The following is a 13,309-nucleotide window of genomic DNA, read 5'->3' on the forward strand; positions in this document are numbered from 1 at the left end:
TTCAAAAGGGGAAGTTTATGCTAAAATGATGAAAAGGAGTTGCTATGACAATTTACAGTAAAATTATTGAAAAAATTCACGAATACGACACGATTATTATTCACCGACATAAACGACCAGATCCGGATGCCATTGGTAGTCAAGTTGGCTTGCAGAAACTCTTACAGAAGAATTTTCCTGAAAAAACCATCAAGGTAACTGGTTTCAATGAGCCGAATCTTGCCTGGATGGCAGAAATGGATCAGGTTTCCGACCAAGATTATCAAGGAGCCTTGGTTATCGTAACGGATACTGCCAATACAGCCCGTGTGGATGATGACCGCTACACTCAGGGTGAATTCCTGATTAAAATCGACCATCATCCAAATGAAGAGCCTTACGGCGACCTGCTCTGGGTCAATACGGAAGCTAGTTCTTGCAGTGAAATGATTGCAGAATTGGCCCTTCAAAGTCAGTTGGAATTGGACGGGGAAACTGCTCGTCTGCTATATGCTGGTATTGTTGGCGATACGGGACGTTTTCTTTATCCGGCGACTAGCTCACGCACTTTTGAAATTGTTGCTCGTCTCCGCCAAGAAGATTTTGACTTTGCAAGGATGTCTCGCCAGATGGACACCATTGATTTCAAGATTGCCAAGTTGACAGGTTACGTTTACGACAACTTGGAAGTGGATGAACATGGTGCGGCACGTGTTATTTTGACACAGGATATTCTCGAAAAATACGGGGTGACCGATGCGGACACTTCCTTTATCGTTGGGGCTCCAGGACGGATTGGCACTGTTCAATCTTGGGGGATTTTTGTGGAACAAACTGACGGAAATTACAGGGTTCGTTTACGCAGCAAGTACATTCCGATAAACGAGATTGCCAAGCGCCACGATGGCGGTGGCCACCCACTAGCCAGCGGTGCTAATTCTTATTCCCTCTCCGAAAATGAGCAAATCTATCAAGAAATTCAAGAGGTCGTGAGGAATGCAAGCAAGTAGCCGTTCCCTTCGTCTAATGGGGACTATCATAGAAACTAAAATTTGGCACCCAGATGCAGAACCAATTTTAGATCAGGTTGAAGAGTTGCTGTATCTTTATAAAGATCGGTTTTCTGCCAATGATTTGACGTCAGAATTGATGGAGGTCAACCTCAATGCGGGTGTTCAGGCGGTTCCTGTTGCCGATGACCTGTATGAATTGATTAAATTGGGCAAAGAACACAGTCTGGCTGAAGCTAGTTTTCTGAACATTACTATTGGTCCCCTTGTGCAAAGCTGGCGGATTGGATTTAGCGATGCCAAACTTCCAACCCAAGAAATGATCAGTGAAAAACTCCAGCTCATCAATCCAAGGGACATCGAATTAGATGATGAGGAGCAGACAGTCTATTTGAAAAAGGAAGGTATGGCGATTGATCTGGGCGCCCTAGCCAAAGGCTATGTAGCAGATAAGATTATTGACTTCTTGAAAAGAATAGGTGTGGTAGCTGGACTGATTAACCTGGGTGGCAATATTCTGACCTTTGGTCAGGCTCCTCACAATCCAGATGGTTATTGGCGAATTGGTATACAGGCTCCTCAGAAAACACGGGGTGAAAATGCCCTCGTCCTCAAAATAGGAGAAGAATCGGTAGTCACCTCCGGTATTTACGAAAGAACCCTTACCGTGAATGGAAAGACCTATCATCATATTTTGAGTCCTGAGACTGGCTATCCAATCGAGTCGCAGCTGGCTAGTTTGACCATTGTGTCCAAGCAATCTGTTGATGGTGAGATTTGGACGACTCGACTGTTTGGTCAAGAAATAACTCGGATTTATAAGATGGTAGAAGAAACGGATGGTATCGAAGCGGTTCTGATTGGGCTGGATGGCAGGATTCTAGTGACCTCAGGACTTTCTGAGAAAGTTCTTGCTGGTAAAGAAAGAATTTCTGATAGCTTGGGCAGTCCTTCAAGAGGGGGATTTGGCGCCAGAGTAACTTCTGACCTGGCATCAGGTGCTTCCGTACTATAACTTGAAAAAAATATTAAAAAAATAGGTAAAAAGACTTGCCATAAGAACAAACTTTTGGTAAACTTAAATGGTTATAATCTATGGCTCGGAAAGAGTCCATGGCAGAAAGGAATTTTAAAATGAAAAAAGATATCCATCCAGAATATCGCACTGTTGTCTTCATGGACACAACTACTGGCTACAAGTTCCTTAGCGGTTCAACTAAGAAATCTAACGAAACAGTTGAATTCGAAGGTGAAACTTACCCATTGATCCGTGTGGAAATTTCATCAGACTCACACCCATTCTATACTGGACGTCAAAAGTTCACTCAAGCAGATGGACGTGTGGATCGCTTCAACAAAAAATACGGTCTCAAATAATCAGCGTTATAAAACCGTTAGAAACGTTGATTTTAAGCCATTCCCGTGCCTTGGGAGTGGTTTTCTTTTTGAAATGGTAACGGAAATGGTAACGGCTGGGCGTTACATTCCCAAAAATTGGGCAAACTTTTCAGCCGTTTTTTCTTTTGTGTTTTCCGTAACATGCGCGTAAATATTCATAGTTGTTTTTATATCTTCATGCCCTAATCTTTCTTGTACTTCCTTAATCGATGCCCCTGCTTCAAATAATAAGCTACAATGAGTATGGCGGAAACCGTGGGGCGTTATATAAGGCAAGTCATATTTTTTCAGAATACAACGTAGATTATAATTTATATAATCAAAACTATGGGCGTTGCCTGTTTCTGCTGGAAAAACTAGGTCAGTAGGTTTCACGCGCTGGGGGAAGTTTAAAAAATGTCTAGTCTTTTCCCACTTTTTCAGAATAGACACGGTAATAGGGTCAAGCGTGATAGTGCGCTTACTCTTTTTTGTTTTGGGTGTTTGATAGACAATAGTGTTATTTTCTCCGTAGGCTACTATTTGGCTAACTGATAAACGCGAGGTAAAGAAGTCTAAGTCTTTCCACCGTAGGGCAAGTACTTCGCTTTTTCTCATACCTGTAAAGGCGAGTAAGCGGAAAATACAAGCTATTTCTTCCTTGTCTTCCTTTGCTACGCAGTCTAGGAACTTTTGCAAGTCTTCACGGCTGTAGAAGTTCTCTTTTTTCTTTTCTTCTTCATCGACTTCAGAGGATTTGCGGGGCTTTATTATCTTCTTCATTGGGTTGTCATGAATGTAGCCCAGATTTACCGCAAAATCTAAAACCATCTTAGTCATACCGATAAAGTTAGCGTATTTCTTGTAGCCCTTAAACCATTCTTGTGCTTGCTTTTGGCACATTGGTAGGCTTATTTTATCCACGTAGCACGCGCCAAATGCTGGAATGATGTGTAGGTCTGCTTGTGCCTTTTGTCTGGCGTATGTACTAGCCTTTACGGTATGTTTATAGTGTTCCAGCCATATCTTATACACTTCACTAAAGGTTATTCTATCTGGCTTGTCAAAAAATCCGTCTTGCTCCACTTTTAGAAGGAGCTGGCTTTCAGCTATTCGGGCTTCTTTTTGAGTTTTAAAACCGCTTTTCCTTACACGCTTTTCTTTGCCTGTAAGTGGATCTATACCTACATAGGCTATATAAGAGTATCTAACAGAGCCGTCTTTTAATTGGTATTGCTTAATCATTTGTTTATCCTTCCTATTGGTTTCCCCACCTAATCGAAAGAATAAAATAGTATGCGCGTGTTTATAAGTGGTTTCTAATTTTGTTGCTAAGAATGAAAAAAGTGCCTAGCAAAACTAGACACCTCACGCAAATATACACCCTCGGGTGTTATAAATGCTTTCTCCGTTTATCTAGTTTATAGTATTTGGGATTAAATATCAATCATAAAAATATGGTTACTTACACGTTGCCATGTGTAAGCGGGGAGAATTTGACAACAAAATAAACTATCTGATAAGATATACAAGCCCCCTTTGAATTTACTGAAGGGAGGTGGTTTAGTTGCTAGAGCTTATCCTCACAAGTATTCTAGCGCCGTTATTGGTTAATATCTTGACTGAAGTAGTTAAGTATTATTTAGACGATAACGACGACTAACCCCAAACAGGGGCAAACAAAAACCCTCAACGCTGGCACGTTGGGGGCTTTTTTGATTTAGTGCTAGAATTGTCCTCACAACAATTCTTTACACTATGATTATACCCCCATTATAGGTTATATGTCAATCAATTTGTATATTTCCACGCGCCGACCTGCTGGAGTTGGCGTTTTTCCGTAACATCGTAGAATAACAATAAAAGGCAGAATAAAAACTATTCCACCTTTTTGTAATGACAAAATTAAAAAAGCCCTTAACTGTTGGCTGGCATACCACACAGGCAGCTTACGACAATACGCAGACACAAACAGAATTACAAGTAGCCTTTTCTGTACTTAATATAGTAATTATTTAAAGAATAGCTGAAAGCCTTGATACGTATTTTATGATTTGTGCACTAGTAATACTCTTCGAAAATCAAAATTATCCGTTGTCAAGAGCCTTGAGGAACTCCAGTTCTATCTTCGACTTCGTTTCCTAGGCTACTTTTGATTTTCGTTGAGTATAAATCGTATCCCCGCTGATGTAACTAGATTTTTAGTTTCAATGAGAGATGATTTCTGCTATAATGGAACGAGTAAGAATTTGAAGTGAAAGTATGAGGAAATTGATGAAAAATAGGGGCACAATCGATAGTCGAGTAGACTACTCACTTATTTTACCGGTCTTTTTTTTATTAGTTGTGGGGATTATTTCTCTCTACATTGCGGTTAGTCAAGATTATCCGGATAATGTTGTACAGATGGTTGGTCAACAAATTGCTTGGATAGGAATTGGAACAGTGGTAGCTTTTTTGGTCATGTTCTTTTCCACTAAGTTTCTGTGGCAAATCACACCTTACTTGTACGTACTTGGGCTAGGACTTATGGTATTGCCTTTGTTTTTCTACAGTCCAGACTTAGTAGCGTCAACGGGAGCAAAAAACTGGGTAACGATTGGTGGAATGACTCTTTTTCAACCATCCGAATTTATGAAAATAGCCTACATCATTATGTTGTCAAGGGTGATTGTCACCTTTCATAAATATTATCCAAATCGAAAAATTCGTGAGGATTTTATGTTGATTGGTTATATGACACTGTTTACTATCCCAGTCTTGATTTTGTTGGCCTTACAGAAAGATTTAGGAACCTCCTTAGTATTTGTAGCAATCTTTAGCGGAATGCTTCTATTATCAGGAGTTTCTTGGAAAATTCTATTACCGACTGCCTTAACGGGGATCGTTTTGGTTGGTGGATTTATGCTGATTTTTATTTCTCCTGGTGGAACAACATTCCTCCACAATTTGGGGATGGACACTTATAAAATCAATCGTATTGCAGCCTGGCTTGATCCCTTTAAAAATGCCCAATCAACGACCTACCAGCAAGCTCAAAGTTTGATAGCTATCGGAAGTGGTGGCTTAAAAGGACTAGGTTTCAATAAAACAAATCTTCTTATACCTGTTCGAGAAAGTGATATGATTTTTACGGTGATTGGAGAGGACTTTGGTTTTATTGGTGGGACGGTATTGATTGTACTATACTTGTTGCTCATTTATCGAATGCTGCGGGTAACGTTGAAGTCAAACAATCGATACTACACCTACATATCAACTGGCTATATCATGATGCTCTTGTTCCATGTGTTTGAAAATGTTGGCGCTGCAACGGGTTTGTTGCCTTTAACAGGTATTCCTTTGCCGTTTATCTCCCAAGGTGGTTCGTCCATGGTTTCAAATCTGATTGGTGTTGGTCTAGTGCTGTCAATGGGGTATCAGTCACGACTAGCTGATGAGAAGGAAACAAATCGATCACGTCGCTATAGAAAAATTACGATAAAACGTTAGAAAGTTGGTTTATATGACAAGAGTTGCGGTTGTTTTAGCCGATGGTTTTGAAGAAATCGAAGCATTGGCCCCTGTAGATGTATTCCGTCGAGCTCATTTTGACTGTCAGATTGTTGGTTTAGATAGTCATGAAGTGGAGGGATCGCACGGTATTCGTGTTCAAACTGACCAAGTCTTTGATGGAGACCTGTCTTCTTTTGATCTGATTGTTTTACCAGGAGGAATGCCAGGTTCTGTTCACCTTAGAGATTCAGAGTCCCTGATTACGGAATTGCAAAGAGCGGTTGCATCAGGAAAATCAGTAGCAGCAATCTGTGCGGCTCCAATTGTTCTGGATAAGGCTGGTTTGTTAGATAGTCGTCACTATACATGTTTCCCAGGGAAAGAAAAAGACATTCCGTCAGGTATTCATCTGGAAGAGGATGTGGTCGTTGATGGTCCAATTATCACTAGCAGAGGTGCTGGAACAAGTTTGGATTTCGCCTATAAATTGGTTGATTTATTTGGTGGAGATGGAGAAAGCCTAGCTCAAACAATGGTTTATCATAGTTAAAGTAATGAAGAAGATGGAGCTAATGTTTCCTCTTCTTTTTTCTATCAAAATATTAGAAAATATGGTATAATAAAGGGTATTCGTTAGAATGATTTTTGCTCTAAAAATATGTCTCGCTTTTATCCAGATGGATTGGCTTTTCTATTTTTAAGGAGCAACAAATAGAAAATAAGGAAAAGAAATGACAGAAGAAATCAAAGATTTACAAGAGAAGGCTCAAGAATATGATGCCAGTCAGATTCAAGTCTTGGAAGGTCTTGAAGCTGTTCGAATGCGTCCAGGGATGTATATCGGCTCAACATCTAAAGAAGGTCTCCATCACTTGGTTTGGGAAATTGTCGATAACTCAATCGATGAGGCGCTGGCTGGTTTTGCGGATAAAATTGAAGTTTATATTGAGCCAGATAACTCCATCACGGTTATTGATAATGGACGTGGGATTCCGGTAGATATTCAGGAAAAAACTGGTCGTCCAGCGGTAGAAACTGTTTTTACAGTGCTCCATGCAGGTGGTAAATTTGGCGGAGGCGGTTATAAGGTCTCAGGTGGATTGCACGGCGTAGGTTCATCAGTCGTAAACGCCCTATCTACTCAGTTAGACGTCCATGTCTACAAAAATGGTCAGGTCTATTTCCAAGAGTATAAACGAGGTGAAGTCGTTGCAGATTTGGAGGTTGTTGGAGAAACAGACCGTTCTGGTACAACTGTACATTTTACACCTGACCCAGAAATTTTTACTGAGACGACTGAGTTCGACTTTGCAAAATTAAATAAGCGGATCCAAGAATTGGCCTTCCTAAATCGTGGTTTAAATCTCTCTATTACGGACAAACGTGAGGGAGTAGAGCAAACAAAGGAATATCACTATGAAGGTGGTATTGCTTCCTACGTTGAGTATCTTAATGAGAACAAGGATGTCATTTTTGAGACCCCTATCTATACAGAAGGGGAGATGGATGATATTACCGTTGAGGTTGCCATGCAATATACGACGAGTTATCATGAAAACGTAGTTAGTTTTGCCAACAATATTCACACACATGAAGGTGGTACCCATGAGCAAGGATTCCGTACAGCTCTGACACGTGTTATCAACGACTACGCCAAGAAAAATAAAATTCTCAAAGAAAATGAGGATAATTTGACTGGTGAAGATGTGCGTGAAGGCTTGACAGCGGTCATTTCTGTTAAGCACCCAGGTCCTCAATTTGAGGGACAAACTAAGACAAAACTTGGGAATAGTGAAGTGGTCAAGATTACCAACCGCCTTTTCTCTGATGCCTTTGCAGAATTTCTTTTGGAAAATCCACAGATTGCTAGACGGATTGTTGAAAAAGGGATTTTGGCAAGCAAGGCTCGTATTGCTGCTAAGCGTGCGCGTGAGGTAACTCGTAAGAAATCGGGTCTTGAAATCTCAAACCTCCCAGGTAAGTTAGCAGACTGTTCCTCAAATGATGCAACGAAGACAGAGCTTTTCATCGTTGAGGGGGACTCAGCCGGTGGTTCAGCTAAATCCGGTCGCGACCGTGAATTTCAGGCTATTTTACCGATTCGTGGTAAGATTTTGAACGTAGAAAAAGCCAGCATGGACAAGATTTTGGCCAACGAAGAAATCCGTAGTCTATTTACAGCTATGGGAACTGGCTTTGGTGCTGATTTCGACGTTAGCAAGGCACGTTATCAAAAATTAGTCATTATGACAGATGCCGATGTCGATGGTGCCCATATTCGGACACTCCTTCTGACATTATTTTACCGCTACATGCGTCCTGTTGTAGAAGCGGGATACGTATATATCGCTCAACCACCTATTTACGGTATCAAGGTTGGAAGTGAGATAAAAGAATATATTCAACCTGGGGTTAATCAAGAGCAAGAATTGCAAGATGCCTTAGAAAGACATAGTACGGGACGGTCCAAGCCAACGATCCAACGTTACAAAGGTTTGGGAGAAATGGATGATCATCAGTTGTGGGAAACTACGATGAATCCTGAAAATCGTCTCATGGCACGCGTTTCAGTTGATGATGCGGCAGAAGCCGATAAGATTTTTGACATGCTAATGGGGGATAAGGTTGAACCTCGTCGAGAGTTTATCGAGGAAAATGCTGTTTATTCAACATTGGATGTCTAAAAACTAAAAAAACAAGTGCATATACTAGAGATTTATGGTATAATTAAGCGATATTTTCTAGTAATTACTATGAGCTAAGGAGATTTACATGCCTACAGGAACAATCATCTTAATCGTTTCGATTGTTATTATTTTAATCATTGCCTATGTAGCTTGCCTGATTGTTCGTAAACGAAATGACAACCTTTTGGTTGCATTGGAAGAACGTAAGGAAGAGCTATTTAACCTTCCAGTTAATGAAGAAGTCGAAGCTGTCAAAGCCCTTCATTTGATTGGTCAAAGTCAGGTGTCATTCCGTGAATGGAATCAAAAATGGGTTGATTTGTCGCTCAATTCATTTGCCGACATTGAAAATCATATCTTTGAGGCAGAAGGCTATAACAATGCTTTTCGCTTTGTGAGTGCAAAGAACGCTATCGACAGTATCGAAAGCCAAATTGATTTAATTGAAGAAGACATCGCCTCTATCCGTCATGGTTTGATGGAGTTGAAGGAGCAAGAAGAGAAAAACTCTGGTCGTGTAAAACATGCGTTAAACTTGTTCGATAGTTTACAGGAAGCTGTTCGTGAAAATCCAGATAGCTACGGTGAGACATTACCAGAACTTGAGAAACAATTGAAAAATATTGAAGTTGAGTTTTCTGAATTTGTGATGCTCAATTCCTCAGGTGACCCGATTGAAGCTTCTGAAATCCTTGATAAGGCTGAAGAGCATATGATTGCTCTCAATCAAATCATGGATCGCATTCCAAGTTTGATTGAACGAGTTACAAAAGATTTCCCAGAGCAATTGGAAGATTTGGAGTCGGGTTATCGTAAACTGGTTGAGCAGAATTATTTGTTCACAGAAGCTAACATTGAGTCACAGTTCCAAAATATTCGCGTTTCAATTCGTGAAAATACTGCTTTGATTGTTTCCTTTGATTTGGATGCTGCAGAAGCTGAAAATGAGGGAATTCAAGCAAAAATTGATCATTTGTATAAAGTCTTCAATCGTGAAATCGAAGCGAATAAGGAAGCTGTTAAGATTAGTAAAAACTTGCCAAAATTCTTGGAGCATGTTGTCCAAAATACACAGCTCTTGGATGAGGAAAGCCAACGCCTAAACGCAACTTACTTGCTGGCAGATAGCAAACTTTCACGTATCAATCAGCTTAAAGCTCGTTTGGAATCGATTGAAATTGTTGTTACAGAAAGTGTGGAAGACATTGAAAATCCACAAGTTGCATATTCTATTTTGGAAGAGCGTTTGGACCATTCATTGGCAAGCTTGAAAGAAATCGAAGAGGAGCAGCTTGTTTTAGCTGACTATCTTAAATCACAAGAATTGTCAGAGAACACAGCGCGTAAGAAAGCTACACTTTATATCAACAAATTGCATACCCTTAAGCGTTATATGGAAAAACGAAATCTTCCAGGAATTCCAGCTGAATTTTTAACAAACTTCTTTAGAACGAGCGATCATGTGGAAGCCTTGATTGCCGAGTTAGACTATAAACGAATCAATATCGAAGTTGTTAACCGTTTGTTGGAAAATGCAACGTATGATATGAATCAATTGGAAGAGTTAGCGTATTTGATTGTGCAAAATGCGACTTTAACAGAGCAGTTGCTACAATACTCTAACCGTTATCGTTCATTCGATGAAAGTGTGCAAAAAGCATTCAACCGTTCATTATCAATTTTTGAAAAGGATTTTGATTACCAAGCAGCATTTGAAGAAATTTCATTTGCTCTGGAAACAGTTGAACCTGGTGTAACAGAGCGTTTTGTACGTTCATACGAAAAAACTCGCGAAGCCATTCGCTACTAGATAAAAAGCCATTTGGCTTTTTATTTTTATACTTTGAAAGGAATATTGGGGATGACAACTGGATTATTAGTTATGGATGTTGATTCAACATTAATTTTGGAAGAAGGAATAGATTTACTTGGAGAAGAGGCCGGTTTAGGAGAGCAAGTTGCAGCAATTACCGAACGTGCTATGCGTGGGGAATTGGATTTTGAAGAAGCCTTACGTGAACGTGTGGCGTTGTTAAAGGGATTGCCTGTTTCTGTGTTTGATCGAATTATCAAAAAAATCCACTTTACGCCTGGAGCAGCAGAATTAGTCTCAGAATTAAAAATGCGAGGCTATAAGGTAGCAGTCGTTTCAGGCGGGTTTCATGAAACAGTCGATCGACTAGCTGCACAGTTAGAGTTAGACTATGTTCGGGCTAATCGATTAGAAGTAGTGGATGGAGTATTGACGGGACAAGTATTGGGGGAAATTGTAACGAAGGATACTAAAAAAGCATGTTTAGAAGAATGGGCGGCAGAAAATGGGCTGAGTCTATCTCAAACGATTGCTATGGGGGATGGAGCAAATGATCTACCAATGATTCAACGAGCAGGAATTGGAGTAGCTTTCTGTGCTAAACCGATTGTCCAAGAACAGGCGCCCTACCAAATAAATGAAAAAAATCTCTATAAACTAATAGAGATTTTAGATAGTAAATAATGGGAGCGGGAAAGAACTCGACTGGTCAAAAAAAAAGGGTTCGTCAACAATTTTTCGTTTTAAGTTGTTGAGCTGAAATAGTCTATCCCCAGACATCAATTTATGTGAGCTGACTGCCGTCAGCTTATATCTCCCACTTTAAAAGGTCTCCCAGACCTTTTAAACTCCCGCCCCCGCACAGCTCAAACTGTCTGGGAGACAGTTTGAGGTTGGAGATGAAGCGAACTTTGTTCGCAACAGTCGTAATTGTCAGATTTGGAGTGTAAAACACGAACTGCTGAGATTTGCTTCGCAAATCTTATCTCCAACCTTTAACAGTCCACTGGACTGTTAAACCCAATCAACCACTGCGCTGAGATGTTGACACGAACCCTGAGAAGCGAGGTTGGTCTTTTTGCCCAGCCTCTTCTATTCTGTTGTCAGTAAAACCTTTTTCAAATCTTGGACGGTTTCGACTATCATGGTGGCCCCGGCCTTTTCAAATTCCTGTTTGCTCCCATAGCCGTAAAGAACACCAATGGCGGGAAGTTGGTGCATGCGTGCTCCTTCAATGTCATGTTCCCTATCTCCAATCATCACAGCATGTTTTGGAAATGCTTCTAATTGATTTATAGCGTAGCCGATGACGTCCGCCTTACTGATGCGACTACTATCCAGACTAGCACCGGCAATGACATCAAAGTAGTGAGCGATACCAAAATGTTCTAGAATCTGTTTGGCAAATATTTCTGGCTTTGAGGTAGCAATTACTAGTGTTTTTCCAGCCGTTCTCAATTCTTCAAGCAGAGAGATGATTCCAGGATAGAGTTGATTTTCAAACATTCCTTTTTCTTTAAAATAGACACGGAAAGCATCAACTGCACTTTGTGTATCTTCAGGGCTGAGTTGGTAGAATCGTGAAAAAGATTCATAGAGTGGCGGGCCGATGAATCGGTTTAAATTGGCTGTATCTGGTTCTTCGATTCCCATTTTTTCTAGTGCGTAGGCGACGGAGTTTAAGATTCCTTGTCCAGAATCAGTAAGAGTTCCATCTAAGTCAAATAATATAGTTTGATACATACTTATCTCCTTTCTTTCAGTATAACACAGACGATGAAAAACAGAAAAGATTTATTGAAAGCTGAATAGGAGTGTGATATACTAATAATATAAAGGAGGTTAGTACCATGCATATTCTCATTGCTCCGGATTCATTTAAAGAGTCTCTTTCAGCTACAAAGGTTGCTGAGGCGATTAAAAAAGGATTTTCTAAGGTTTACCCACAAGCAGGGTACGACTTAATTCCCCTAGGAGATGGTGGCGAAGGGACAGTTGAGAGTCTAATGCAGGCCTTATCCTTGGATGGAACCTAGACTTGGGTGACAGGTCCATTTGGAGATAAAATTAAGGTTTCCTATGCGGTTAAAGATGATCTTGCGGTTTTTGAAATGGCTGAAATTGTAGGGCTGGCAAGTATCCCGCATGAAAGAAGGAGTCCTCTCTTTATTAAGACACAAGGGGTTGGGGAGCTGATTGTGGAGCTCGTTCAAAATGGTGTTAAACGCATATTTATAGGAGTAGGTGGCTCTGCCAGTCATGATGGTGGTATCGGAATGGCGTCAGGTTTAGGAGTGAAATTTTATAATCGAGAGGGAAAAGAAGTAGAGGCAATCGGAGCTCATATCGGGGAGATTGTCAGCTATTCCACAGAGGATATGTTGGTAGATCTATCTCAGGTCAGGATTGATTTGGTAACGGATGTGGAGAATCCGCTTTGCGGACCAGCGGGTGCCACATTTGTTTTTGCAGGTCAGAAAGGTCTTGCCTCTGCTGAATTTGAACTAGTAGACAAGAAAATGGAGTCCTTTTATAAATTGGTTAATCCAATGCTACTCGATTTGGCAGGAGCGGGTGCTGGAGGAGGTATGGCAGCAGGTCTAGTCCAATTTGCAGGTGCTCGCATTCAAAAAGGCATCGACTTTGTCTTGGATCAGTTGGACTTTGATCATCGCGTCGCCAAAGCGGATCTGGTTGTGGTCGGAGAAGGGCGGATGGATGCCCAAAGCTTATCAGGGAAGACTCCGATAGGAGTAGCTAGACGTACACCGACGGGGATTCCCATCATTGCAATTTGTGGTAGCCTCAAAGACGATCTTCCCGAGTTTCCTTTTGAAAATATCTGCGCCGCTTTTCCGATAATTGCAAGCGTTGAAAGTTTGGAGGACACGCTTCAAAAAGCAGAAAAAAACCTAGTCCGCACGGCAGAACAGGTGGCAAGAATTCTG

General features: G+C 40.8%; 10 protein-coding genes and 1 pseudogene. 9 read left to right on the forward strand and 2 right to left on the reverse strand.

What is annotated here, in order from left to right; all coding sequences use genetic code 11:
• Positions 1-44 precede the first annotated feature (44 nt).
• The 3 genes from F9856_RS04290 (at position 45) to F9856_RS04300 (ending at position 2,366) form a co-directional block, all read left to right on the forward strand.
• Positions 45-989 (forward strand): DHH family phosphoesterase, encoded by a 945-nt coding sequence (locus tag F9856_RS04290; RefSeq protein ID WP_202105857.1) that lies wholly within the window; start codon positions 45-47, stop codon positions 987-989.
• Positions 976-2,004, forward strand: a complete 1,029-nt coding sequence (locus F9856_RS04295) for an FAD:protein FMN transferase (RefSeq protein WP_202105858.1) — start codon at positions 976-978, stop codon at positions 2,002-2,004. The genes F9856_RS04290 and F9856_RS04295 overlap by 14 nt, the downstream gene beginning before the upstream one ends.
• Positions 2,005-2,123: 119 nt before the next feature.
• Complete coding sequence (locus F9856_RS04300; RefSeq protein WP_012027466.1) at positions 2,124-2,366, forward strand: type B 50S ribosomal protein L31; 243 nt, start codon at positions 2,124-2,126, stop codon at positions 2,364-2,366.
• 102 nt (positions 2,367-2,468) lie between these two features.
• Here the strand turns inward: F9856_RS04300 and F9856_RS04305 are convergent, their stop codons facing one another.
• Positions 2,469-3,611 carry a site-specific integrase gene (locus F9856_RS04305; protein ID WP_202105859.1) on the reverse strand — a complete coding sequence of 381 codons (1,143 nt, stop codon included), beginning with the start codon at positions 3,609-3,611 and terminating at the stop codon, positions 2,469-2,471.
• A 1,017-nt stretch (positions 3,612-4,628) separates the two neighbouring features.
• Here F9856_RS04305 and F9856_RS04310 point away from each other — a divergent pair.
• The 5 genes from F9856_RS04310 to serB all read left to right on the forward strand — a co-directional run bounded on the left by F9856_RS04310 (position 4,629) and on the right by serB (position 11,045).
• Positions 4,629-5,858: an FtsW/RodA/SpoVE family cell cycle protein gene (locus F9856_RS04310; RefSeq protein WP_029750763.1), complete on the forward strand. Its 1,230-nt coding sequence runs from the start codon at positions 4,629-4,631 to the stop codon at positions 5,856-5,858.
• A gap of 13 nt (positions 5,859-5,871) precedes the next feature.
• Positions 5,872-6,411 (forward strand): DJ-1 family glyoxalase III, encoded by a 540-nt coding sequence (locus F9856_RS04315; protein ID WP_015647132.1) that lies wholly within the window; start codon positions 5,872-5,874, stop codon positions 6,409-6,411.
• A gap of 181 nt (positions 6,412-6,592) precedes the next feature.
• A complete protein-coding gene (gene gyrB / locus F9856_RS04320) occupies positions 6,593-8,545 on the forward strand; it encodes a DNA topoisomerase (ATP-hydrolyzing) subunit B (RefSeq protein ID WP_002939427.1) in 1,953 nt (650 codons plus the stop codon).
• Between the two features lie 88 nt (positions 8,546-8,633).
• Complete coding sequence (gene ezrA / locus F9856_RS04325) at positions 8,634-10,358, forward strand: septation ring formation regulator EzrA (protein ID WP_024377085.1); 1,725 nt, start codon at positions 8,634-8,636, stop codon at positions 10,356-10,358.
• A 51-nt stretch (positions 10,359-10,409) separates the two neighbouring features.
• Positions 10,410-11,045, forward strand: a complete 636-nt coding sequence (gene serB / locus F9856_RS04330; RefSeq protein ID WP_024386271.1) for a phosphoserine phosphatase SerB — start codon at positions 10,410-10,412, stop codon at positions 11,043-11,045.
• Positions 11,046-11,453: 408 nt separating this feature from the next.
• On the opposite strand, the gene F9856_RS04335 is transcribed toward serB, so the two are convergent.
• Positions 11,454-12,104, reverse strand: a complete 651-nt coding sequence (locus tag F9856_RS04335) for an HAD family hydrolase (RefSeq protein ID WP_202105861.1) — start codon at positions 12,102-12,104, stop codon at positions 11,454-11,456.
• Between the two features lie 107 nt (positions 12,105-12,211).
• Between F9856_RS04335 and F9856_RS04340 the strand changes: the two are divergent.
• Positions 12,212-13,309, forward strand: a pseudogene (locus tag F9856_RS04340) (glycerate kinase); the annotation flags it as partial.

The organism is Streptococcus suis (assembly GCF_016743335.1).
In the GTDB taxonomy this organism is placed as follows: Bacteria; Bacillota; Bacilli; order Lactobacillales; family Streptococcaceae; genus Streptococcus; species Streptococcus suis_Y.